Here is a 24750-nt window from a genome sequence, read left to right on the forward strand (position 1 = left end):
CTCAGGGCAGTGAGACGACCCTCACCTCGGAGCCCGGTTCCACGCGGGAGCCGGCTCCGGGGCTCTGGGTGATCACCAATGAGCCGTCCGTGTCGACCACCTGACGCACGTCGATGGTCAGTCCCAGGGCTGTGAGCGTCGTGCGCGCCGAACCGACCGAACGCCCGAGCAGCGACGGCACGGTGACGGCGTTGGACACGTCGAGCACGGCGGTGGTCCCCGATCTGACCGTCTGCCCGGCTTCGGGCGTCGTTCCGATTGCTTTGCCGCCGTCGGTCTCGTCGTCGAACGTCTCGCGTACCTCGCCGACGGTGATTCCCACCGATTCGAGCGTCGTGCGGGCCTGGTCGACGCTCTGACCGCGCACGTCGGGCACCTCGACCGGCGGTGCGCCTTTGCTGCGCAGCACCGTCACCGAGCTTCCGGTGGTCAACACGGTGCCAGGCGGTGGGTCCAGGGCTGCGACTCCGCCGACGGGAGCGGTGGTGCTGAAGGCCTCACCGCCGTCGACGGGAGTGAACGTCCGGTCTCGCAGTTGCTGTTCCATATCTGCGACGGACGCGCTCGCGTCGATCGAGGGGACACTCGGACTACCCAGTGACACCAGCAGGAACACCGTGTCGCCCTTGGCGATTCGTGACCCGCCGGTGGGGTCGGTGCCGATGAGAAGGTCGGTGTCCACCGAGTCCGAGTAGGTTCCACGCACCGAGGCCTCGAGACCGGCCGCCTCCACGGCGCTGGTGGCACCGGTGGTGTCGAGGCCGTCGACCATCGGGACGGCGGTGTAACGGCCCGACCCCATCCACCAACCGCCGAAGCCGACGAGCACCGCGAGCAGGGCAACGACGAGCAGCCAAATCACGATAGCTCGACGCGAGCGCTGTCGGTCCGCCTCGAAGTCCGGGAAGCGATACTGCCCTCGCCCCGTCGCAGGTGGCTCGGCGGACGGCGCATCGTCGTGTTCCGCGCCGTACTCGACGCCTCTGGAAGTCGGTGACGTCACCACTCGCGTGTGCTGTACCCCGTGTTGCGGCGGCGGGGGTGGCGAGTCCTGGACCACTTGGGTGCGTGCGGACGGCGCACGATCGCCGGCCACCGTCGTCGGTGCACCTGCGGCCGCGGAGCTCAGGTGCTCGGCCGACCGTTGGGGCGCGGGCACACGGTAGTCGGGCAACGCGAGCGCGGACGCGGCCCCGCGCAGCGCGCGCGCCATGTCGTCGGCGTTGCGGTACCGGTGCTCCGGGGCGCGGACGGTCGCGTGCTGGACCACGTCGTCGAACTGCGGCGGAACGCCGGCAATGAAGGTGGAGGGAAGCGGCACGTCGTTGTCGATGCGCTGGTAGGCGATGGAGAGCGAGGTGTCGCCGGTGAACGGGGTGCGTCCGGTCAACAGCTCGAAGAGTACGATTCCGACGCCGTAGACGTCGCTGCTCGCGGACGCCGAGCCGGTGGTGACCTGCTCGGGAGATAGGTACGCGGCCGTGCCCAGAATCACACTGCTGGACGTGACGGTGGAGGCTGCGACCGCGCGCACGAGTCCGAAATCGGCGATCTTCACGTCGCCGTCGTCGCTGATCAGAATGTTCTCGGGTTTGATGTCGCGGTGCACCAACCCTGCTCGATGGGCGACCGCGAGCGCCTCGAGAACGGGCCGCACGACGGCGACCGCAGCGTGCGGTGGCATCGGGCCACGCTCACGCAGGAGCTCACGCAGAGTTCCACCCTCGACGAGTTCCATGACCAGGAAGGCATGCTCGCCGTCCCGTCCGTGGTCGTAGACGGCGACGAGACCCGGATGGCTGAGCCTGGCCACGGCCCGTGCCTCGAACTCGAATCGCTGGACGAACTGCGGATCCTCGGCGAACTTCGGATCCATGATCTTCACCGCGACCGGGCGATCGAGCCTGGTATCGAGGCCGCGATAGACCGTCGACATACCGCCCCGTGCGATCGGTCCGTCGATACGGTATCGACGATCGAGCATCGAACCCGGTATCACCGAACCTCCTCTCGTCGTCCACTGTCTGACTGCTGTGTTGTCCGCTTCGGTCCCGGACCGCTTCTGTGCGGAACCACGACGCCGATCGTATCGGGGCGTCGACCGGCCATCGGCGAACGTGTTGCTCTCCCGCCGCGTCTGCCGTTTTTGAAGTCTGGACGCCGGACCCGTTAACGTTACCTGCGTGAGTGCCATTCCCTATGCCGACGACGTGCTCGATCCGTCGGTGTCTCTGCTGCAGTTCGCCGACGTCGCGAAGATCCTCGACGTTCCCAAGACCCGCGTCGAACAGCTCGTTCGAGATCGTCAACTGTTGGCTCTGAAGCGTTCTCGCGTGCCCGGTGTTCCCGAGCAGTTCCTCGACGCGAGCAAGGGCACCATCGTCAAGGGTCTGCCCGGCTTGTTGGCCGTGCTGCACGACGGTGGCTACGAGGACGAAGAAATCCTGCGGTGGCTGTTCACCGAGGACGAGAGCTTGCCCGGCGCGCCTGTGGCCGCACTGCACGGCGATCTGATGCGCGAAGTGATCAGACGCGCACAGGCCATGGCCTTCTAGCGAACGGTCGCACGCTTGAAGCCGGTGACGGCGAACTGCGGAAGCGCGATGCGGGCGCGTGTCCACTGCGGCACCGTCGCCCGCTGGGAGAGTACGCGGTAGCCCTGCGACTCGACCTCGTCCAGAATGCGGCCGTAGAGGACGGACGCCGTACGCATCGACGGACGCACGCGCGGATCGAGCATGTCGATACCGGCATCGGACGTGCGATAGATCGAGCGGGTGACGGCGATCAGGTGGGCGAGAGCGCGAGTGACCCGGACATCGACTCTGCCGGTCGTCCGACACCACCGGAGCAACTCTTCGTCTACTCCGAAGGCAGCCAGCTCGTCGGTGGGGAGATAGATCCGGTCGCGATCGAGATCCTCGCCCATGTCTCGGATGAAGTTCGTCAGCTGGAACGCCTCGCCCAGTGCCGCGGCTGGAGGCTCGGCCTCGGATCGTTCGACCACGGTTCCCAGGATGGGCAGCATCTGCAGTCCGATGACGGCAGCGGAGCCGTACATGTACTCGCGCAGTTGCTCCATCGTTCGGTAGCGCGAGACGAACACATCGCTTCCCGGGATGTCCATGCGCATCGAGTGCATGAACGCGAAGAAGTAGTCGTGCGGAATGTCGTATCGCAGCACGGTGTCGCACAGTGCGCTCAATACTTGGTCGGTCACGCTGTGCGGCAACGGCTTTCCGGCCAGGGCGTCGCGCACTCGGGATTCGATCACATCGAGTTCGACGATGCGGCGAGCGTTGAGCTCGTCCGATCCGACGGCGATGTCGGTGCCCTCGAGGTCCACGATGTCGTCGACCATGCGGGCGAATCCGTACAGCGCGTGCACGCCTGCGCGCTTGTCGGTCGGCAGCAGGCGAGTGGCGAGGAAGTACGTCTTACCGTGCTCGGCGTTGAGCTCACGGCAGATTCGGTATGCCTCGTGCAGTGACGGGTCGATACCGTCCAACTCTTTCATCGCGGGAACCTCATGACGTGGACTCGTCTCCGGATGGTTCGGATGCAGTGTTCTTGGGAGCATTCGGCACGGCACGGTGTTCCCTGGATCGGTCCGACCGTAAACGCAGTGGGTCGACGCGTGTCAACGCGAGGGCGGCCACCACGGCCGCGACGACAGCCAGTGCCACATGCACGACGTTGTACAGGCCGATGGCACCGTCGGGTTGGAAGACGAGCATGAGCCACGTCGACAGACCGGTCAGGACCATCAGAGTCGTTCGAGACAGTGCGAATCCGGCAGCGATCGCCAGCGGCCACGAGTAGTACCAGGGCAGAGCAGCGGGGGAGAGAACGACCGTGGCGACGAGGGCGATCAGGATGCCCTTGACAGCGTTTCGCTCGGACTTGCGGCCCCACCACCAGGCTGCAGCGAGGACGACCACCAGGACGACCGAGCACAGCAGCCGCGTGACGTAGAGAACCGGATCCAGTCGAAGATCGAGGAACCAGGAGGTGCCGACAGTCACCAGGTGCGCGAGAATCGTGGGCAGGGAGAGCCAGTTGATGATCTTTGCCGACCCCGACAGCGCGGTCAGCCACCCGATTCCCACTCCGGCGACCAGCGACGAGACCGCGAACACCGCAACGAAGACCGAGGCTCCGATCCCGGCGGTCTTCGTGAACACCAGCACCGGCGATGGCGGCGTTCGGTCTTCGGCGCGGGCCTTGTCCCGTACGTGCAACATCCAGATCCAGACCAGGAAGGGCAGCGCCAGACCTGCGGTTGCCTTGATCGCCACCGCGATCGCCACCAGCGCGATGCCGGCCACGTGGCGATGTTCGAGAGCCAACACGATGCCGGCCGTCATCAGGCCCACCATGAGCAACTCGTTGTGTACCCCGCCGATCAGATGGATCAGGACCAAGGGGTTGAGCACCGCGAGCCACACAGCAGTGGTCGCTCGGCCGCCGAGGTGCTTGGCCAGCCGCGGAACCGCCCACATCATCAGCGCCAGACCGGGCAGCATGGTCAGGCGCAGGAGCATGGTCCCCGCGATGACGTTGTCGCCCGTCAACGTGGTGATACCGCGACCGAGAAGGAGGAACAGTGGGCCGTAGGGGGCCGTCGTGGTGGTCCAGACGTTGCTGACGTTGTCGAGCAGCACACCTGGATTGGCAACGGGACCAACGCCGTACGGATCGAAACCGTCACGGAGCAGGGCCCCCTGAGCCAGGTAGGAGTATGCGTCTCGGCTGAACATCGGGACCGACAGCAAGAGCGGCGCCGTCCATGCAGGAACGATCCATCTCAGTTCGCCGACCGTGGTGCGTCCGTGCAGGGTTGCGCGCCCGAGCCGGACCCAGGCGGTGATCATCAGCAGTACGCCGACCCAGACGATGATGGTCGACAGGACGAATCCGTGGCCGAATCGGAGCCACGACAGGTGCATCTCCTCGAGCAGCGGATCGCGCCGCCGCACGCTGCCTGCGCCGAACCCACCGAACGTGATGCAGACGGCCCCGACGACACCGAGGATTGCCGCTTTGCCCTCCGGGCTGCGGAGAAAGTTTCCCGTTGCAGTCATTCTCGACGGTCGTGGTGTGGTGGCCGACGCGGGGACGTCGTCCGACGATCGATCCTCGGAGGTGGAGTGCGACGAAATCGAAGACATTGCCGCCTACTCCTCCTCTGCAACGAAAGTGTTGTTCGCGAACTACATCCGAAGTCGATGCATTGTGCAGTTCGTCGAACGATCATGGTCGCAGCAATGCGCGCGACCGGCAAACGATCGCGTTCAGCTTAGTTGGTCGATGCAGTGAATCGAACGAAGCTACCGCCCCGAGCGTCCTGTCACCCGCTCGGCGGCGAGCTTTCCCGACACCAGAACCGTCGGAACGCCCACGCCCGGCGTCGTGCCGGAGCCGGCGAGAACCACGTTGTCGAGCCCGGCGACCATGTTCTTGCGCCGGAACGGCCCGGTCTGCCGGAACACGTGAGCGGACGAGAACGGCGATCCTTCGATCATGCCCTTCTGCGCCCAGGTCTCGGGTGTGTCGATGTGGTCGAGAACGAATGCGTCCAGAAGTCCCGTGTATCCGCGACTCTCCATCGTCGTCAGTATCTCGCGGAGGTAGGGGTGCGCAAGCTCTGCCCACGCCAGCGGAGCGCTGTCCAGATTGGGACACGGTGCCAATATCGACACCGGCTCACTGCGTACGCCGCCGCGCACCACTTCGAGGTTCGGATCGCTCACCGAAGGTCGGGTGATGAGCAACGAGGGATCGGCCATCAACGATCCCTTGCCCGCCTTGGCGGTGATCCTTCGGAACGTTTCGGCCCATTCGTCGCCGAAGTCGATGGTGTGATGGGCACGAGCGGGCCACTTCGCGGTCTGTTCGACGGGAACTGTCCCGTGCGCGACGACCGCCGACGGTGAGACGACGCCGTAGCCGTTGCGTCTGCCCTTCTTCGACACCGACGCCCGGTCGAGGAGTCGATCGACCACGGGTAGGTCGGCGGTGAGAACGAGTGCGTCGCACGCGATTCGATGGCCGGTCGCGGTCAGCACGGAGTCGGCACGGCCGCGGTCGACGGTGACATCGACGATCTCGGTGCCGAGGTCCAGTGTTCCGCCCGCTGTGACGAACGCGTCGGCCATGGCCCGAGCGATGGCCGCCATGCCGCCCTCGGGGAAGAAGACGCCGAGGGACGTGTCCATGTGCGCGATCGCCCCGTAGACCGCAAGCGCTTTCTGCGGTGCCATCCCTGCGTAGAGCGCTTGAAACGTGAAGACACGCCGCAGTCGGGTGTCTTTCAGGAAGCGGTCGACACGCGGTCCGAGTTTGCCGAAGCCGCCCAGTTTGATCAGCGTGGCGGTGTCGCGAACTGCGGCCTTCGAGCCCACGAGATCGAGCGGGGAATCGAAGTTCGAATCGATGTACCGGTCGAATTCGGCATCGAAGATGTCGGCCAGCCACCGACGCAGGTCGCGATATCCCTGCGCCTCGGCGGGCCCACAGGTGCGTTCCACCTCGGCCGCCATCGCCTCCGGGTCCGAGTAGACATCGATCGACGTACCGTCGGCGTACCGCGTGTGATACGACGGCGACAGGGCCGTGAGACGGATCTGGGGTGTCGTCGACTCGAAATCGGCACCCACCGCGGCCAAGGCCTCGAGCACCAGGTTCGGCATGGTCAACACGCTTGCGCCGTTGTCGATGTCGTACAGGTGCGAGCCGTCGGAGTCGGACACCGGGTACACCCCGACACGACCGCCCACGGTCTCGTCTCGTTCGACGATGGTGACCTTCTTGCCTGCCCCCAGCAGGTGCAGACCGGCAGCCAATCCAGCCAATCCGGCTCCCACCACCACTACCCGGTCGGTGGGTCCGGTGACCGTACGAATCGAAGACATGTCGCTCACTTTCAGTACTGCCGCTTGATTGCGGCGGTTGCCATGGCGCGCAGATGCGCGGCCGCGACCGGCTCGATCGAACTGTTGTCCAGGGCCGAGACTGCCCGCGCGCCGAGCTCGTCGATCTGCCGTTCGACCGCGTCGACCGCGCCCAGTTCGACCAGAATCGAACGGATATCGGCCACTGCGACGGCGTCGAGTTCGGTTCCCAGGCTGGCCCGGATCGTGGCTGCAAGATCCGGGCGGCTCTCGTCGGCCTGCTTCAGCGCCGACGCGATCAGCACGGTGCGCTTGCCCTCGGTGATGTCGTCGCCCGACGGTTTGCCGGTCACCTCGGGATCGCCGAACACTCCGAGCAGGTCGTCGCGCAATTGGAACGCGATCCCGATGTCGGCCCCGAAGCTGCGGTACGCGGCGATCAGATCCTCGTCTGCATCGGCCAGAACTGCGCCGAGGTGCAGCGGTCGTTCCACCGTGTAGGCGGCGGTCTTGTAGCGATTGACCCGCATTGCAGCCGCCACCCCTTCGTCGGTGCCTGCTTCGGCCTCGATGTCGAGCAGTTGACCACCCAGGACCTCTGTGCGCATGGCCGACCACACCGGCTGGACCCGGCGTGCTGCGTCGTCGTCGATGCCCGACTCGCGGAGTAGGTCGTCGGCCCAGCACAGGGCGAGATCTCCGACGAGAATGGCGGCCGATTCGCCGAAGTGCTCCGACGATCCGGACCAGCCCGCGTCCCGGTGCCGTCGCGCGAAGTCGACGTGCACGGTCGGAAAGCCGCGCCGTGTGCTGGACGAATCGATGATGTCGTCGTGAATCAGCGCGCAGGCCTGAATCAGCTCGAGCGCCGAACAGGCGCGCAGCACTGCATCGGAGCGCGTACCGGTGGGTTCGCCACCCGCACCGAGCCATGCCGTCCAGGCGAACGCGGGACGCATGCGCTTGCCGCCGCGCAGCACGAACGCTTCGAGATCTGCCACGGCTGCGGGATAGCCGCCGCCGACGGTGTCGACGACCTCGCGGCGCGTCGCGAAGAACTCGGCGAGCTTCGCGTCCACGGCAGCGCGGAGCGCCTCCGGTCCGAGTGCGGCGGTGGGGGTGTCGACGACGGGCGAGGACAAGTCTCCGGACAGGACGATCCTCCAAGGTGTGTGGTGGGTGCGTCGGAATGTGGTTCCCAGACTAGTAGCCGTCCACACCCACGCGCCGACGTGCAGTGAACACCGACCCCAGGGAGGCCCGACGGCCTGTTCCGACACACAACCTATGATCTTCGGGTGAGCGAAGAATCCGTCCGGGGGCGGACGAGCCGAGGGAACGCGTCGACGACGCCGTCCATCGTCGACCGACTACGCAGTGAACCGGACGCCAGAATCCCGTTCTCTGTCGAGTTCTCGCCTCCACGTGATGCTGCGGCGGAGGCCCGTTTGTGGCGTGCAGTTCGTGAGTTCGAGCAGCTTGCGCCCGCCTTCGTGTCGATGACATATGGAGCCGGAGGCTCGACCCGAGATCGAACGGTTCGCGTCACCGGGCAGATAGCGGAAGAGACCACGCTGCTTCCTGTGGCGCATCTCACTGCCGTTTCGCACAGTGTCGACGAGTTGCGGTCGATGGTCGGGTCCTACGCCGACCGCGGCATCACGAACATCTTGGTGCTACGCGGAGATCCGCCGGGAGATCCGCTCGGTGACTGGGAGAAGCATCCGGACGGGGTCGAGTACGCGGAGGAACTGGTTCGGTTGGTGCGCGATCTCGGCGACTTCCACGTCGGAGTGGCGTCGTTCCCCGAAGGACACCACCGCGCCGACGACCTCGAGCAGGACACCAGGTGCCTGGTGGGCAAGCTTCGTGCTGGGGCCGAGTACTCGATCACCCAGATGTTCTTCGAAGTGGACGACTATCTGCGTCTGCGCGATCGTGTGTCCGCGTACGACGCCGAGCAGGGTGCCAAGCCGATCATTCCCGAGATCATGCCCATCACCTCGCTCCGGTCGGTTCGCCGGATGCTCGAGCTCTCGGGCACCACACTGCCGTCTTCCCTGGACGAGAAGTTCACCCGCGCAGCGGGATCCGGTCCCGAAGAGGACCGCGCGGCCGTCCGAGAGGTGGGTATCGAACTCGCCACGAACATCGGCGAGCGGCTGATTTCCGAGGGTGCACCCGGATTGCACTTCATCACGTTGAACTTTGCCCGGGCCACCCGTGAGGTGTTGTGCAACCTGGGACTCGCGCCCGCGCGGGTCTAGCGGCGTCAGCGGCGCGGAGAGGGACGCGACTTCCACGTCAACGATCCGCGTCGCCTGCGAACGTGGGATTCCGCGACGAGTCCGGTGAAAGCGAGGATCGACACCGGATGCAGCGCGGCGTCGAGCACATCGTCGACGCCGAATCGCGGTCCCGATTCGCGTCGACGCGCGGCCAATCGAGACACCGTGCCCGCGAGGTATCCGGCCAAGCCGAGGCGTCGCACAGATCCCGAGGCCGTGAGCGCCGCCATCGGCGGCACCAGGTAGATCATTGCCGACGCCAGTGTTGCGGTGATCGAACCGACCGGGCCGCCGAACTCGTTCCACAGCCACCGGCTGTACCCGGATCGCAGGTCGGTAGCCGAGCGGTACATTCGGCAACTGACGAAACCCGCTCCCGACACCACCGCCGTCGACATGCCTCGTTGGCGCAGCGTGCGTGCCAGATCCAGATCCTCGGTCGCGCTGGCTGCGACACAGCCGTGGCCCCCGATGGCGCGATACGCGGCGGCGTCGAACGCCATGAACTGCCCACACGCGACCGCCATCGAGGGCAGCAGCGTCGAGTTGGCCACCGGCACGGGAAGAGTGGACATCCAGGACCATGCGAGCAGAGGTTGAACGAGTCGCTCGGCGATGCTGCCTACCAGCTGCTCGGGCCACGGGCACAGCAGCGCCACATCGTACTGACGCAGCGTCCTCGCAGCGGCCGCCACTGCATCGGGCGCGAGTCGCACGTCGGCGTCGACGAACATGATCAGCGACGTCTGTGCGTCGCCTTCGTCGGCCAGTCTCGCCAGCTCGGCGCACGCGGCGGCCTTGCCGGTCCATCCGGCCGGGGGAGCGGCACGAGAGGTCACGATGCGAATCCTCGGATCACCGGCGGCGGCCGCTCGGGCAGCCGAAGCCGTTCCGTCGCTGGAGTCGTCGTCGAGGACGATGACCTGCATGTCGGGGCACGATCGTTGACGTAGGAGATCGCCGATCAACCACGGAAGTGTCGTCAGCTCGTCGCGGGCGGGAATGCAGACGACGATGCGTTCGGCGACGTCACGATCCGGAGCACTCAAGCCGGGCGTGAATCGCAGATTGAGCAGCGATACTGCAGCCGACGCCGTTGCCAGGACAGCAGTGGTCGCCGTTGTTCGTACCGAGAGTCGTTCGGTCACACCGACGTTCTGTCGGTCGGACTGTCCGCCTCGGGTCCTCGCGGCTGCCGAGTGCGCAGTGGTGGGTTGCGCGAGACCCAGGCCATGGCTCCGATGATGGCTGCGACGCCGACGGTCACACCACCGACGATGCCCGCCCAGCCGGCGAAGCTCCTGGTATTCGGATCGGGGTAGTTGACCTCGGCGCGCAACGACGTCACCTCTCCTGCGGGCAACTTCCAGGAGATCGAGTTGTCGCTTTCGCGGGTGCCGTTCGTCGTTCCGATGCGGGAAGGGAACGCAATGGTGAACTGCACGTCCGAACCCTGAGCCGGAACCGAGGACAGGTCGGCGTTACCCGCCAGCGTGACGGTGTCACCCGATCGCTGAAGCTCCAGCTGGAACGATCCGGCGGCGTTCTGGAAGATCGATCCGAGGGTCTGCACATCGCCGAACGACAGATCGTCGAAAATGGCCTGTGATCCGACGTACCCATCCTGGTTGTACGGCTCGACGCGCACCTTGTTCTCGATCGAGGACGGAACCACGAGCTCCGGTCCGGTATCGGAGTCCGAGGTCGGCACACTGGCCGCCACGATCTGGCCCGCCACCCGGTCGTTCGCCGACACCCCCATCGTGACCTGTACCCGTAGGCACCCGGCCAGCATCGGCGCGACCAGCAACGCCAGTGCGACCACCGAGAGAATTCTGCGGCGGTGGGTTCGGTGAGATGTTCGCGATGTCGACTGCACAGCGACATCGTGCCAGGCCATGGAGCCGATGTCTGTCGGCAGGGGTTCTCAGCGAGGCGTGTCGGTACCGAGACCGGAGACTGCCGCGCGAGATCGTGGTGGACGCACGCGGCCGCGGCCACCGATCCACACCAGCGGTATGCCGACCACACCCATCACGAGGAACCCGTACACCGCAGAGAAGCGAAGTTCCGGACCGTCGAGGAAAACGGCATGCGCCAGTGCCGACCCGAGCCACGTCCACAGGAACAACCCGATGGGTACCGCATCGTCGAACGGTTGCAGCCGAGTGTCGGACGGGCGAGGGCCTCCGATGGCACGGTCGAGCGTCTCCACGACCGCCGCCATCATCGTGGCCACCACGAGCCAGCCGAGGTAGTTGGTCAGCGGGATGGACGGCACCCCCGGCAGGCCGACGGCACCGGCCGTCCACGTCCATTGGCCGTCGGTGACCATCTGTGGATCGAGATAGAGGTCCCAGCCGACCATGCCCACCGCCACCGCGGCGATCCGGAGTCCGGCGGCCCGGACCTGCGTCGTGCCGAGACGGCGAACGACGTAGGTCACGGCGCACCAGATCGGGTAGAAACCGGCCGTCCAGGCCAGCGGGACCACCACGGGCACCTCGAACAGGCTGGGACCCAAGCGATTCTGCGCGTAGAAGTATTCGCCGAACGGTATGCCGGTTGCGGTGCCCACCAGTTCCGACGCGAACCCGGTGCCTGCTGTCACGACGACGAGAACGGTGGCCCACACTGCTCCTCGGTGCAGCACGGCATGCAGGATCGACGCGAGTGCGAGCAACGCGACCACGGCGACTGTCACCGCGTCTCGGGTCGACCCGGACACCAGCGGGTAGACGATCTGGCAGCCGACGGCGGCGACCGCCACGACGATCGGTGCAATCCTCATATCCGCCTCCTCCGGAAGAACTCGCGTCGGCGTCCGGCGCGTGCGTCGTCGATCGCGATCCGTGCGGCCGACCGACCGCTGGCTGCAGTGACGCCGCCACCGGGGTGCGTGGATGCGCCGGTGAGATACAGCCCGTCCGCCCCCGGAACTCGATGACCCGCCAGTTGTGGGTGCGGCCGCCACATCATCATCTGATCGAGTGACATGTCCAGGTGCATGATGTTGCCCCCGATCAACCCGAGCTCACGCTCGATGTCGGGCGGTGACTGGACGTGTCGATCCAGCACAGCGCCGGCGAATCCGGGCGCGTACCGATCCATTTCGGCCACGATCCGGTCCGCCTCGAACTCGGCCAACGAGCGTTCGCCCGGAACGTCCGAACGCCATCGTCGGCCGTCGGCGAGAGTGTGCGGATGCCACTGCGACCACAGCGAGATCTGATGCTGTCCCGGCGGCGCGATGGTGGGGTCGATGGCACTGAACGACATTCCGAGCACGGCCGGAGTCGGCGGCAGATCACCGGCGAGTGCGTGGCCGTGTGCCAGGCGCAGCTGGCTGCGGTCACGTACCAGCAGCGCGAGGCCGTGGGTGCCGTCCTCGATTCGGTCGGCACTCGGATACACCGGAAGTGCGTCGGTGGCCAGCCGGACCGCAGTACCGAGTCCAGGACCCACTCGAATCGTGCTGCGCCACCGTGCGATCTGCGCCGCGTCGTGCCCGCCCTCGGCCAGCAAGTCGAGAGTGGTCAAGATATGGCAACCGGCAACGACGACTCGACTGTCGATCTCCCGACCCGATGCCGTCCTGGTGGTCCAGCCGTGCGGGCGGCGTACGAGCGAGGTCACGGCGTCGCCGAGGGTGAGTTCGGCCCCGTCCCGCTGCAACCGGGCGATCATCGCCTCGGTCAGCGCGCCACTGCCACCGACGGCGCGGCCGGGCGGAAGAGTGTGCATGAGAGCGGCGAAACCGACCATCGGTGCGGTACCCGGCTCGGACATCGGCGGCCCCGACTGTGCGCCGAACCACGCCAGTGCGGCCTTGAGACGTTCGCTCGAGAACATCTCGTCCAGCAACGAATCACCGGTGGCGAGAAATTCGCGCGAGAGCATGCTGCCCCCGTCCGGGGCCCCGAGACCCCAGAAGGAGCGGAGCAGTTTCGCTCCGGTCGGCGGCCCGCCGAACGCGCGCATGGTTCGTTCGCTCCGAGGGCCCCACACCGAGACGAACGTGCGGTAGGCGCGGGCGTCCGCGGCCCCGCACGCAGCGGCGATGGAGTCGCAGGTGCGATCGAGATCGCGATGGAAGACGAGGGCGCGCTCGTCGGTGCCGACGGCTCCCGGTGCGAACGCCCAGGGATCGCAGTCGATGTAGCGGAGGCCGAACTGTGCGAGGTCGAGCTCCTCGACTATCCCCGTGTGGCGGATCATGATGTGCGCCGACGAACCGCGGTCCACCCGATGACCGGGAAAGCGCTCCACGGTCGATACTGCGCCACCGGCAACCGTGTCGCGTTCGAGAACCTCGACGGACCAACCGGCATCGGTCAAGTAGCAGGCGGAGGTCAGGGCGTTATGGCCGGAGCCCACCACCACAGCATCGATCACACCCCTCAGGCTACTGGCCCGTCCAGTGGCAATCGGCGACCGAGCACGGCGAAGGGCCGACGATCGCCTGCGAATCTGAAGTCACGCAGCACGTCCACAAAGCCCAGCCGCCGATAGAGTCGCCAGGCTCGATTGTCCTCTCGCGCCACCTCGGGTGTGGACAACATCACGTTGTCGGCATCCACACCCTCGAGCAACCGATTACACAACTGCCAACCGAGGCCGTACCCCTGGGCGCTCGGGAGAACGTGGAGCTCGGTCAGCTCGAAGTAGTTCCCCAATGCCTTCTCGATACTCTGCGGAGGGTGTCCCGAGCGGCGCAATCCGTCTCGAACCTGTTGATGCCACCACTGATGTGGTGCGCCGTGGTAGCCGTAGGCGACTGCGACCAGTGAATCGGCCTGCCCCGGGTCGGAGTTCGGGAGCAGCGCTCCGACCGCACGCCAGCCGGGACGATGCAGATGTTCGCTCCACATCGGTGCCCGGCTCTGCTCGGTACCGCGTGGGTAACCCATGGCTTCGACGTAGATCGACAGTGCTTCGAGCAGCCGCAGGCGAAATTCCGGGGGCGTCAGATCGACCAGGTACGGCGTTGTCCGCGCATCGGTGACGACTGTCCTCAACCTTTCTTCGGAAACTTGTCGGTGGGCACAGCTATATTGAAAAGCGTCGAACGGGTGTTCGATGATCGGGGCCGAGTGCGCCGGTGGCTTCGACTCCGATCGGGGGTCGAATACTCCGGAGTTCGACTGTAAGGCTTCGTCACGGTTCCGGGCGCGTCAGGTACGCACCGGAGATTCGAACTGGAGGTGTTCGAGTATGACGATCACGAAGGCATTCGATGCCGGCGTGCGGTCGCCGGTGCCGCGTCAGGCCCGGGTTCTGCTCGGTCGAGCCGACGCTCTGTTGTCCGAGTCCATCGGCGAGAGCGACGCGGGTGACCGGTTTCTCGGGAGCTATGCCGCGGCGCTCAAGGGAGCGGCGGCGGTACTGGCGTCGTTGCCGAACTCGATCGGTGCTCGCCCGCGCTCGCGCAACGCATGGGTGTTGATGGCGAAGGCGGCACCCGAACTCGCTGTGTGGTCGGACTACTTCGCATCGTTCTCGGCCACCCGCGCCGCAGTGGAAGCGGGCGCGTCGAGCACGGTCGCCGATCTCGATGCCGACGATTTCTATCGACACGTGAGTAGCTTTTTGAACTCGGTCGACGATCGACTCGGCGGTCAGTCGCGGTTCGCCTCCGTCGACCCGATGACCACACCGTTGTCGGCATAGCTGATCGAAAGGGTCGACGGGCGTGAACTGCCACGTCACACGGTGTTCGGCCGGAGTTTCCGGGACGGCCGTCTCGAAAACTTCGGGGTTTCTCAGGAACACATCGTGCGAGTAGGTGGTAAGCAGCGGATTCAGCTCGTATCATCGTGTCTAGGTAGCCGCCAAGGTCAGCTTCCCGTCGTTTCGCAACAGAAACGACCTTCAATATCAGTGCAGGGGGAGGTACCGTGCCACTCTCCGAGCACGAGCAGCGCATGCTCGATCAGATCGAGAGCGCTCTCTACGCCGAGGATCCCAAGTTCGCGTCTCATGTGAGAGGCGGCCGCGTTCGCGCGGCGTCGAGCAGGAGGCGCTTTCAGGCCGCCGCGCTGTTCGTCGTGGGACTCGTGTTGCTCGTCGCCGGTGTTGCTTTGTCGACGAACAGCTTGGCTTTTCTCGTCGTCAGTCTCATCGGCTTTTTGTTCATGTTCGGTGCCGGGGCACTGTTCCTGTTCGGCGGCTCCAAGAAGGGAGCCGCACCGACGTCCGAGGAAGGTGGCACCACCAACAGTGCCGCCGACGCCTCCGGCCGAGGTACCGGACAGAAATCGAAGGGTGGCCGCAAAGGTGGCAGCTTCACCTCTCGCATGGAGGACCGGTTCCGTAAGAGGTTCGAGCAGGACTGAGTAAGACCGGGTCTTTCACGGCCCGCCCGATTCAGGTTCGTTCCCACAACTTCACGCGTCACTCACAGCAGCACCTCACCTTCGGGTGAGGTGCTGCTGTGTTTGTGCGGTGATCGGATCGCCTGCTGCGGCCTCTGCCGAGCGGACGTCGGCTGCCCGGTGCCGACGGGTCGTAGCCGGCGCATTTCGGGCCGCCTCCCCACTTCGCCCCACGATCAGCAAAAGTCCCCACTTCGCCCCACCTCAGCTCCACTGAGCCTCTCAGGACGGCTCTGTTTCGTCTCATATGTCGCAAAAAGCCTGCTCATGCCGTTGATGGGACGCGTGTGGGCGCTTTTCGTCGGACCTGAACCGGCCTTCCAGGGCTGGATGCTGACCGTCAATTCGAGCAGTCTTGCTGCCTTTGAACTGGGGAAATGTGAAACTGCTCAAATTATTCGCGCTCTGAATGGTTCGAAGTGGGGGAGAGTGGGGTAAAGTGGTCCGCAGCGGAGAGTCGAGGCTGGAGGTGGCGAGTGTTTCTCGGTACCTACACGCCAAAGCTCGACGACAAGGGTCGACTGACGTTGCCGGCCAAGTTTCGGGACGCGCTTGCAGGAGGTGTCATGGTGAGCAAGGGGCAAGATTTCAGCCTCGCGGTCTACACCGCGGCAGACTTCGCCGAGCGGTCACGGAAGCTGACGGCAGCGTCTCGTGCCAACCCGAAAGCCCGCGCCTACGTTCGTCAGTTCTTTTCGGGAACCGATGAGCAGAGGCCGGACGGACAGGGTCGAATCACCATCAGTCCGGAGCACCGTCGATACGCCGGGCTCGAACGGAACTGTGTGGTGATCGGTTCGATGGATTTCATCGAAATCTGGAACGACGAAGCATGGGCCCGTTACTCCGCTGAAAACGAGCAGGACTTCTCCGACGCATTCGACGAATCCCTCGGGGGAATCTTGTAGACCGCCCAGGTCGCCTGCGAGTGCAGCGAGGCCTCTGCCCGATCAGAACCCTGACGTTCTTCCCCAACGCCAGGTTTCGCAGATCAGGACCCTGACGTTCTTCCCCAACGCCAGGTTCCCTATCGGACAGGGACCTCGAAGCATTCGCACCGGCGTCCGTGGGCAACCCGCACGGCCCGGACCCGGGCGAGACGTACGTACGCACGACCGGGAGGAACCATGACGGAGGGCGACGGGCGGGACGAGAGCGCATCGTCCACCGACCGACCCGATCGTCGATCCGCAGGTCCGCTGCACGTACCGGTTCGACTCGATCGGGCCGACGAATTACTGGGCCCCGCAATCGATTCTGCTGACGGCACCCGCGTCATGATCGACGCGACTCTGGGACTCGGTGGTCACGCCGAACACTTCCTCCGAACTTATCCGCACCTGCACCTCATCGGACTCGATCGCGATCCCGACGCACTCCGACTCGCCGGTTCCCGGCTGGCCCCATTCTCCGATCGAATCACGTTGGTACACACGACGTACGACGGTATTGCCGAGGCGCTCGACGAAGCCGGCCTGCCTGCGCTCGAATCGGTGCACGCCATTCTGTTCGATCTGGGGGTGTCGTCGATGCAGCTGGACGAGTCCGATCGAGGGTTCGCCTATTCCGTCGATGCGCCGCTGGACATGCGGATGAATCCGACCGTGGGTATCACCGCCGCCGACGTGCTCAACACCTACTCGCACGGCGATATCGCGCGAGTACTCAGCACCTACGGCGAGGAGCGGTTCGCCGGGAAGATTGCCTCCGCCGTTCTGCGCCGACGTGAGCACACGCCGTTCACCACGAGTGGTCCGTTGGTCGAATTGCTCTACGCCGCAATCCCGGCCGCGACGCGGCGCACCGGTGGGCACCCGGCAAAGCGCACCTTTCAGGCCCTGCGGATCGAGGTCAACGGTGAGCTGGACTCGCTGAAGTCCGCGGTGCCGGCCGGGCTCGACGCCTTGGCCGTGGGTGGCCGGGTGGTCTTCATGTCGTATCAGTCGCTCGAAGACCGAGTCGTCAAGCAGGAGTTGGCCCCGCGGATCAAATCCCGTAGCCCCGAGGGGCTGCCGGTAGAGCTTCCCGGAATGGGTCCGGAGTTTCGACTCCTGACCAGAGGTGCCGAGCGCGCCTCGGATGAAGAAATCGACGTCAACCCACGTTCGGCTCCGGTGAGATTGCGCGCCGCCGAACGGATTGCAAGGAGAGCGGAATGACGGTTCCAGGCACAACCGTTGGAACACAACGCAATCGGGTTCCCCTGCAGGGTCATAGGGTCGTTCCGCAGGCTTCACTCTCGCGCCCTGAACGTACGGGTAAGAGCGGTGGTCGATCCGGTGCCGCTCTTCGTGCGTACGAGCGCAGGCAGCAGCGCGCGTCGATTCACACGTCGGACTCTCATCGTGGTTCCGGCACTCGTCGGTCGATCGACGGAGGTGCTATCGCTGCGCGAATTCCGTTCGTCGCGTTGATCATCGGCTTGCTGGCCCTCGGTCTCGGCCTGACGTTGTTGCTCACCACGCGGTCTGCCGGCGATTCGTACGACCTCAGCGCCGCAAAGGCCGTCAACACCGAGCTTGCTCAGCAGCGAGCAGCATTACAGCGCGATGTCGAGTTGGCAGAATCGGCTCCCGAGCTGGCTCGCAAGGCGGCCGGGCTCGGAATGGTTCCGGCCAAGAATCCTGCCCGGCTGATCGTCGCGCCCGACGGCGGTGTGCAGGTCGTGGGTACACCGGCTCCGGCCGACGGTGCGCCGGTTGCTCCGCTCGATCCGGTGGCTCCCGCCGCTGCAGGCGAGGGCACCGTCCCCTCTGCATCCGCGCAGTCGCAGCAGCAGACGCCGCGTAGCGCATCGCAGCCCAGCCGGACCTCCGGCTCGGTCGATACTCGTGCCGCCACGCCGAGTGCAAGCAATGGCGCTGGAAACACTGCGCTTGCTGAACAATTCATTCCCATGAGCATCCCCTCGCTCGAGACACCGTCGGCCGAAACTCCGTCGTCTGCTGCCCCTGCGGCTCCGGCCACCGAAGAAGCCGCGGGTGACGGGCAGTGACCAGGCCTACGCCTGCTCCGACTCGACGGCCACCGAGCCGAAAGCGTCTCGACTCGTCCACCTTTCGGTTCCGTCACGGAACCGGCAGAGTTCTCATGTACGTGGCGCTGGCTGTCGCAGCAGCGCAATTGTTGTGGATTCAGGGGTTCGACGGCCCAAGACTGTCGGCCGAGTCGGCGTCGCAGCGCACCACCACCCTTGTCGATCCCGCGATGCGTGGGTCGATTCTCGATCGGAACGGAAATCCGATCGCCTTCACGATGGAGGCGAAAGCGCTGACCTTCCAGCCGGTTCGGGTTCGTAAGGAACTCGACGAGGCTCGCGCGAAAGATCCCACCGAGCCCGAGACCGAGCAGTACCTCGAGGACATCGCCGAGCGCATCCACAACGATCTCGGTGACGTGATCAGCGAGAAGGATCTGCTCGCCAAACTGAAGAGCAACGACGAATTCACCTATCTGGCACGGGGTGTGGACGCGACCGTGGCGTCGAAGATCAGTGCCGATTTCAAGCAGGTCGGGCTCGAGCGCCAGGACATCCGGGAGTATCCCGGCGGATCTCTGGCCGCCAACATCGTCGGTGCCACCGGTTGGGACGGACACGGTCTGCTCGGTCTGGAGGATTCACTCGACGCGACCCTCGCCGGAACAGACGGTTCGCAGACCTACGATCGCGGTTCCGATGGTGCCGTCATTCCCGGCAGCTGGCGCGACAAGCAGCCGGCGGTCAACGGTTCCAGCGTGGAACTGACGATCGATGCAGACCTCCAGTACTACGTGCAGCAGCAGGTGCAGTTGGCAAAGGACCTGTCCGGGGCAAAGAACGCGTCGGCCTACGTGCAGGATTCGCGGACCGGTGAAGTGCTGGCGATGTCGAACGACAACACCTTCAATGCCGGGATCGGCGTCGGTAACAACGAGCGCACCAAGGAGATGGGCAATCTGCCCGTCACCACTCCGTTCGAGCCGGGTTCGGTGAACAAGATCATCACGGCGGCTGCGGCCATCGAGTACGGACTCACCACGCCGGACGAGGTGTTGCAGGTTCCGGGCAGCATCTTCATGTCCGGTGTGTCGGTCAGGGATGCGTGGGAACACGGTGTCGCTCCGTACACCACGACCGGCGTGTTCGGTAAGTCCTCCAACGTCGGCACGCTGATGCTGGCGCAACGCGTCGGCGAGGACCGGTACGCCGACATGCTCAGCAGGTTCGGTCTCGGCCAGCGCAGTGATGTCGGTCTGCCGAACGAGAGCGCGGGCAGTGTGCCCAGTAGGGATCAATGGTCGGGCGGCACGTTCGCCAACCTTCCCATCGGTCAGGGCCTGTCGATGACGTTGCTGCAGATGACCGGTATGTACCAGGCAATCGCCAACAACGGCGTGCGCATCCCTCCGCGCATCGTCGAGGCTACGGTGGACGCGAACGGTCAGCGGACCGAGACCGAGCAGCCGGACGGGGTGTACGTGGTCAGCCCCGATACCGCGAAAACGGTTCGCAACATGTTCCGTTCCGTCACTCAGGACGACACGGGTAACCAGCGCGGCACGGGAGTGGCCGCCGGCGTCGAGGGCTACCAGATCAGTGGCAAGACCGGTACGGCTCAGCAGGTCGATCCGGAATGCAAGTGCTACTCCAACTCGAACTACTGGATCACGTTCGCGGGTATCGCGCCCGCCGACGATCCTCGCTACGTGATCGGCATCATGCTCGACGCCCCGACACGCAGCGCCGATGGCTCGGGCGGTCAGTCGGCGGCTCCGCTGTTCCACAACATCGCCAGCTGGATGCTGCAGCGGGACAGCGTGCCCATGTCGGCAGACCCCGGACCCAAGCTGGTTCTGCAGGCGGACTGAGTTCCGGACCCGCCGGTTCTCGAGTCGGGGCGGCAACATCGCGATCCCGGTCGCCGGTAATCTGACACATCGGTTCAGGCGCGTTCGTTCGGCCGCCGCCGCGGCGTGATCGAGCCGGGGCAGGCGCGCGCCCTGCAGTAGAGAGGAAGGGAGCAGGAGTGACTGTCTCAGCGGATTCACAACCGGCTCCGGGTACACGTCCGGCGCATCCACCGCACACCGAGGTGTCCGAGGTGGCGTCCGCGGCCGGAGCCTCGATCGGTGCCGGAGACCCCGAAGGGGTGCGGGTGACCGGTATCGATCTCAGAGCGCAGTCGATCCTGTCCGGCGATCTCTTCGCGGCGTTGCCCGGCTCGACTCGTCACGGAGCCGAATTCGCGGCGGACGCGGTCGGTCGCGGTGCGGTGGCAGTTCTCACCGACCCCGCCGGACTCGACATCGTGGTGCGCGTCCTCGCCGGCATGGAACAGCAGGTTCCGGTACTCGTGCACGATCGTCCTCGGCAGGTGTTGGGCGCGGTATCAGCGCTGATCTACGGCGATCCCTCCTCGAAGATGACCGTCGTCGGAATCACCGGTACATCGGGAAAGACGACGACGTCGTACCTGGTCGAGGCAGGCCTGACGGCTGCCGGACGTCGGTGCGGTTTGATCGGCACCATCGAGACACGCGTCGCAGGTCGGTACGTACCGAGCGCACTCACCACGCCCGAGGCACCGCAGTTGCACGCGCTCTTCGCGGTGATGGTGGAGGAGGGCGTCGACACGGTGGTGATGGAAGTGTCCTCGCACGCGTTGTCTCTGGGCCGAGTAGATGGAACCTGCTTCGCGGTCGGGGCGTTCACCAATCTTTCGCAGGATCACCTCGATTTCCACGACTCGCTCGAGGATTACTTTCTGGCCAAGAGTCGATTGTTCGCGGCCGACTCTGCTGTCCGCGCCGACACCGCGGTCGTCTGTGTCGACGATGCGTGGGGTGTGCGGATGGCAGACATCGCTCGCGCTGCCGGGTCGACGGTGGTGACCGCATCGACCGGTGACGACTCGCAATGGACGGTGTCGGACTGGGCCAAGCACGACAACGGCACGCAGTCGTTCGTCGTCGCCGATCCGAACGGGCTGTCGCTGCCGGTCTCGGTCCGCTTACCGGGGCGCTACAACGTGGCGAATGCCGTGCTGGCACTGGCGACCTGCGCGGCGGCCGGGGTGGACGTGTCCACGGCGGCGGCCGGACTCGCGACGGTCGACGTCCCGGGTCGTGTGCAGCGTATCGATCGAGGTCAGAGCTTCCTGGCCGTGGTGGACTACGCGCACAAGCCCGCGGCCGTCGAGGCCGTGCTGGCGACGTTGCGTGAATCTTCCCGTGGACGGATTGCGGTGGTGCTCGGAGCAGGCGGGGACCGCGACATTGCCAAACGCCCGCTGATGGGTGCAGCCGGGGCGCGGGGCGCGGATCTCCTGCTGGTGACCGACGACAACCCGCGCAGCGAGGATCCGGCCGCCATTCGGCGGGCCGTGGAAGACGGAGCGCTGTCCGTGCCGGACGATGTTCGTGGTGAAGTGAGAAATGTGGCAGGCCGCGCGGCGGCGATCGAACAGGCCGTGGTGTGGGCGCGCGAAGGGGATGTTGTGTTGATCGCAGGAAAAGGGCACGAAACAGGCCAGGAGATCGCAGGGGTGAAGCACCCGTTCGACGACAGAGTGGTACTCGCCTCGGCTATCGACGCGCGGTTGGTCGGCACGAGCGCGGGCGTACGGTGATTCCGCTGACGATGGGCCGCATCGCCGAGATCGTCGGAGGCACACTGCATGACGTGTCGGACCCGATGGTTGTGGTGCCCGGGCCGGTGGAGTTCGATTCCCGCAAGGTGACCCCCGGCAGTATTTTCCTCGCCCTTCCCGGAGCCAAGGTGGACGGTCACAACCACGCCGCCGACGCGGTTGCCGCAGGTGCGGCGCTGGTGCTGGCCGCGCGCCCGGTCGGTGTACCGGCCGTGGTCGTCCGTCCGGTCCCGCACGACAGTCGCGCGATGGCGCTCGAGAACGACCCGGACGGTTCCGGTTCGGCAGTGTTGACCGCACTCGGAGCTCTGGCGCGGGCCTCGGTGCTCGAGCTGACCGCTGAGCACGGGCTGACCGTCGTCGGGGTGACGGGGTCCTCGGGAAAAACCTCCACCAAGGATCTGATCTCGGCGGTACTCGAACCGCTCGGCTCGGTGGTGGCCCCGCCCGGATCGTTCAACAACGAACTCGGCCACCCCTGGACGGCTCTACGGGCGGACGTCGATACCGACTTCCTGTGTCTCGAGCTGTCGGCCAGGGGAATCGGCCATATCGCCGAACTCGCCGAGCTCGCGCCGCCGAGGATCGGGGTGGTGCTCAACGTGGGCACGGCGCACCTGGGCGAGTTCGGGTCGCGTGCGGCCATCGCTCTGGCGAAGGGTGAACTCGTCGAAGCGCTGCCCGGTGCCGCCGACGGGGGAGTGGCGATTCTCAACATCGACGATCGTTTGGTCGCCGAGATGTCAACGCGCACAACGGCGTCCGTTGTCACCGTGGGCCGAAGTGCCGATGCGGACGTCAGGGCAGTCGACGTGCAGGTCGATACCGACGCCCGCGCGTCGTTCACACTCGAATGCGCGGCGGGCACGGTACCGATCACCCTGGCGGTGCACGGTGAGCATCAGGTCGGCAATGCGCTCGCGGCAGCTGCCGTCGCACTCGAATGCGGAGCAACGTTGGCGCAGGTGGCCGACGCGCTGTCGACCGCTGCGCCGACGTCGATCAGGCGGATGGACGTGCGTACCCGTACGGACGGCGTCACCGTCGTCAACGATTCCTACAACGCCAATCCAGATTCGATGCGCGCCGCCCTGAAGGCCCTGGTCTCGATGTCTCGCCGTGACGACGGGCCCAAGCGACGCAGCTGGGCGGTCCTCGGGGAGATGGGCGAACTCGGTGCCGACTCCGTGGTCGAGCACGACGCGATCGGCCGGCTGGCCGTACGACTGGACGTCGATCGGTTGATCATCGTCGACTCGGGACGACCCACTCGGGCACTGCATCAAGGTGCCGTCATGGAAGGTTCGTGGGGCGAGGAGTCGATGCTCGTACCCGACCGCGAGTCGGCGATCGCTGTGCTCCTCGACGAGGTGCGTCCCGGTGACATCGTTTTGGTGAAGGCCTCGCAGTCCGGGGCCATGTGGACAGTTGCCGACGCCGTCCTGGCAGATACGAGCGCATCCGCGGAGGGCGATCAGTGAGGCAGATCCTGTTCGCCGGCGGCATCGCGCTCGCCGTCGCAATTCTGCTGACTCCGATACTGATCAAGACCTTCTCGAAGCAGGGGTTCGGTCAAGAGATTCGAGTGGAAGGCCCGGCGAGTCACCAATCGAAGCGTGGTACGCCCACGATGGGCGGCGTGGCCATTCTGGTCGGAATCTGGGCCGGTTACTGGGGCTCGCACCTGATCGGAATCGGGTACGACGCCGACGGCCCGTCGGCTTCTGCTCTGCTCGTGCTCGGACTGACGACGGTGCTCGGGCTCGTCGGTTTCCTGGACGACTTCATCAAGATTCGCAAGCAACGCAACCTCGGTCTGAACGCGACCGGCAAGTACGTCGGGCAGATAACGGCGGCCGTGCTGTTCGCGATTCTGGTGCTGCAGTTCCGCAGCGACAGCGGTCTCACTCCCGGAAGTACTCAGCTTTCCTACGTTCGAGATATCGCAACCTGGTCGATGTCTGCCGTCGTGTTCGTGTTGTTCGTCTGTCTACTGGTGATCGCGTGGTCGAATTCGGTCAATCTCACCGACGGTCTCGACGGCCTCGCCGCCGGATCGATGACGTTGGTTCTCGGGGCCTACACCGTCATCACGTTCTGGCAGTACCGGCAAGCCTGCGCAGGCCCCGCCGGTCCTGCCCCCGGCTGCTACGACGTCCGAGACCCCCTCGACCTGGCTCTGGTGTGCGCCTCCGCTGCGGGCGCATGCATCGGTTTCCTGTGGTGGAACGCCGCGCCGGCCAAGATCTTCATGGGTGACACCGGATCTCTCGCCCTCGGTGGTCTGATCGCCGGTCTGTCGGTGGTCACCAAGACCGAACTGATCATGGTCGTGATCGGTGCACTGTTCGTCGCCGAGGCCGCATCGGTCGTCATTCAGGTGGCGGTATTCCGCTCGAGTCGCCGACGCGTGTTCCGGATGGCCCCGTTCCATCATCACTTCGAGTTGGCGGGATGGGCCGAGACGACGGTGATCATCCGGTTCTGGTTGCTGGCCGCCATCGCGTCGGCTGTCGGACTCGCCCTGTTCTACAGCGAGTATCTCGCTGCCGTCGGCGGATAGGGC

The 24750-nt window shown here is 65.6% G+C and carries 21 protein-coding genes; 11 read left to right on the plus strand and 10 right to left on the minus strand.

The window, feature by feature from the left end; genetic code table 11:
- Position 1: 1 nt before the first annotated feature.
- Positions 2-1984: a Stk1 family PASTA domain-containing Ser/Thr kinase gene (gene pknB / locus ASG84_RS06040; RefSeq protein ID WP_057476105.1), complete on the minus strand. Its 1983-nt coding sequence runs from the start codon at positions 1982-1984 to the stop codon at positions 2-4.
- 199 nt (positions 1985-2183) lie between these two features.
- Here pknB and ASG84_RS06045 point away from each other — a divergent pair, with 199 nt between their 5' ends.
- Positions 2184-2555, plus strand: coding sequence for an Rv2175c family DNA-binding protein (locus ASG84_RS06045; protein WP_057476106.1), 372 nt, complete (start codon positions 2184-2186; stop codon positions 2553-2555).
- Here ASG84_RS06045 and ASG84_RS06050 read toward each other — a convergent pair.
- The 4 genes from ASG84_RS06050 to ASG84_RS06065 all read right to left on the minus strand — a co-directional run bounded on the left by ASG84_RS06050 (position 2552) and on the right by ASG84_RS06065 (position 8035).
- Positions 2552-3517 carry a phytoene/squalene synthase family protein gene (locus ASG84_RS06050; protein ID WP_057476107.1) on the minus strand — a complete coding sequence of 322 codons (966 nt, stop codon included), beginning with the start codon at positions 3515-3517 and terminating at the stop codon, positions 2552-2554. The genes ASG84_RS06045 and ASG84_RS06050 overlap by 4 nt on opposite strands.
- Before the next feature lie 10 nt (positions 3518-3527).
- On the minus strand, positions 3528-5171 hold the full coding sequence (locus tag ASG84_RS06055) for an alpha-(1->6)-mannopyranosyltransferase A (RefSeq protein ID WP_057476108.1): 1644 nt from the start codon (positions 5169-5171) through the stop codon (positions 3528-3530).
- Between the two features lie 159 nt (positions 5172-5330).
- A complete protein-coding gene (gene crtI, locus ASG84_RS06060; protein WP_235581552.1) occupies positions 5331-6914 on the minus strand; it encodes a phytoene desaturase family protein in 1584 nt (527 codons plus the stop codon).
- A gap of 11 nt (positions 6915-6925) precedes the next feature.
- The gene (locus ASG84_RS06065; RefSeq protein ID WP_156399403.1) at positions 6926-8035 is read right to left on the minus strand and encodes a polyprenyl synthetase family protein; all 1110 of its coding nucleotides are present in this window, start codon (positions 8033-8035) and stop codon (positions 6926-6928) included.
- Between the two features lie 156 nt (positions 8036-8191).
- On the opposite strand from ASG84_RS06065, the gene metF reads away from it, so the two are divergent.
- A complete protein-coding gene (gene metF / locus ASG84_RS06070; RefSeq protein WP_082520821.1) occupies positions 8192-9160 on the plus strand; it encodes a methylenetetrahydrofolate reductase [NAD(P)H] in 969 nt (322 codons plus the stop codon).
- 5 nt (positions 9161-9165) lie between these two features.
- Here metF and ASG84_RS06075 read toward each other — a convergent pair whose 3' ends face one another.
- Genes ASG84_RS06075 through ASG84_RS06095 form a run of 5 tightly spaced genes read right to left on the minus strand, consistent with a single transcriptional unit; the run spans position 9166 to position 14199 of the window.
- Complete coding sequence (locus tag ASG84_RS06075) at positions 9166-10329, minus strand: glycosyltransferase (RefSeq protein ID WP_057476109.1); 1164 nt, start codon at positions 10327-10329, stop codon at positions 9166-9168.
- Positions 10326-11081, minus strand: coding sequence for an LppM family (lipo)protein (locus ASG84_RS06080; RefSeq protein WP_200936511.1), 756 nt, complete (start codon positions 11079-11081; stop codon positions 10326-10328). Before ASG84_RS06080 ends, ASG84_RS06075 begins: the two co-directional genes overlap by 4 nt.
- A gap of 27 nt (positions 11082-11108) precedes the next feature.
- On the minus strand, positions 11109-11972 hold the full coding sequence (locus ASG84_RS06085) for a carotenoid biosynthesis protein (protein ID WP_057476110.1): 864 nt from the start codon (positions 11970-11972) through the stop codon (positions 11109-11111).
- Complete coding sequence (locus ASG84_RS06090) at positions 11969-13576, minus strand: phytoene desaturase family protein (protein ID WP_057476111.1); 1608 nt, start codon at positions 13574-13576, stop codon at positions 11969-11971. Before ASG84_RS06090 ends, ASG84_RS06085 begins: the two co-directional genes overlap by 4 nt.
- Positions 13577-13581: 5 nt before the next feature.
- Entirely contained in the window at positions 13582-14199 is a 618-nt protein-coding gene (locus tag ASG84_RS06095) for a GNAT family N-acetyltransferase (protein ID WP_057476112.1), read from the minus strand.
- Positions 14200-14395: 196 nt separating this feature from the next.
- Here ASG84_RS06095 and ASG84_RS06100 point away from each other — a divergent pair, with 196 nt between their 5' ends.
- The 9 genes from ASG84_RS06100 (at position 14396) to mraY (ending at position 24747) form a co-directional block, all read left to right on the plus strand.
- Positions 14396-14851, plus strand: coding sequence for an SAV_6107 family HEPN domain-containing protein (locus ASG84_RS06100; protein ID WP_057476113.1), 456 nt, complete (start codon positions 14396-14398; stop codon positions 14849-14851).
- Between the two features lie 227 nt (positions 14852-15078).
- Positions 15079-15516 (plus strand): DUF3040 domain-containing protein, encoded by a 438-nt coding sequence (locus tag ASG84_RS06105; protein WP_057476114.1) that lies wholly within the window; start codon positions 15079-15081, stop codon positions 15514-15516.
- Between the two features lie 515 nt (positions 15517-16031).
- Positions 16032-16463, plus strand: coding sequence for a division/cell wall cluster transcriptional repressor MraZ (gene mraZ / locus ASG84_RS06110; protein ID WP_027497352.1), 432 nt, complete (start codon positions 16032-16034; stop codon positions 16461-16463).
- Positions 16464-16682: 219 nt separating this feature from the next.
- The gene (gene rsmH, locus ASG84_RS06115) at positions 16683-17714 is read left to right on the plus strand and encodes a 16S rRNA (cytosine(1402)-N(4))-methyltransferase RsmH (protein ID WP_082520822.1); all 1032 of its coding nucleotides are present in this window, start codon (positions 16683-16685) and stop codon (positions 17712-17714) included.
- Positions 17711-18550 (plus strand): hypothetical protein, encoded by an 840-nt coding sequence (locus tag ASG84_RS06120; RefSeq protein ID WP_442970909.1) that lies wholly within the window; start codon positions 17711-17713, stop codon positions 18548-18550. The genes rsmH and ASG84_RS06120 overlap by 4 nt, the downstream gene beginning before the upstream one ends.
- The gene (locus ASG84_RS06125; RefSeq protein WP_057476115.1) at positions 18547-20403 is read left to right on the plus strand and encodes a peptidoglycan D,D-transpeptidase FtsI family protein; all 1857 of its coding nucleotides are present in this window, start codon (positions 18547-18549) and stop codon (positions 20401-20403) included. Before ASG84_RS06120 ends, ASG84_RS06125 begins: the two co-directional genes overlap by 4 nt.
- A 158-nt stretch (positions 20404-20561) precedes the next feature.
- Entirely contained in the window at positions 20562-22163 is a 1602-nt protein-coding gene (locus ASG84_RS06130; RefSeq protein ID WP_057476116.1) for a UDP-N-acetylmuramoyl-L-alanyl-D-glutamate--2,6-diaminopimelate ligase, read from the plus strand.
- Positions 22160-23665, plus strand: coding sequence for a UDP-N-acetylmuramoyl-tripeptide--D-alanyl-D-alanine ligase (locus tag ASG84_RS06135; RefSeq protein WP_057476117.1), 1506 nt, complete (start codon positions 22160-22162; stop codon positions 23663-23665). Before ASG84_RS06130 ends, ASG84_RS06135 begins: the two co-directional genes overlap by 4 nt.
- A complete protein-coding gene (mraY, locus tag ASG84_RS06140; protein WP_057476118.1) occupies positions 23662-24747 on the plus strand; it encodes a phospho-N-acetylmuramoyl-pentapeptide-transferase in 1086 nt (361 codons plus the stop codon). Before ASG84_RS06135 ends, mraY begins: the two co-directional genes overlap by 4 nt.
- Positions 24748-24750: the final 3 nt, after the last annotated feature.

The sequence above is a fragment of the Rhodococcus sp. Leaf278 genome (assembly GCF_001426085.1).
Classification (GTDB): domain Bacteria; phylum Actinomycetota; class Actinomycetes; order Mycobacteriales; family Mycobacteriaceae; genus Rhodococcoides.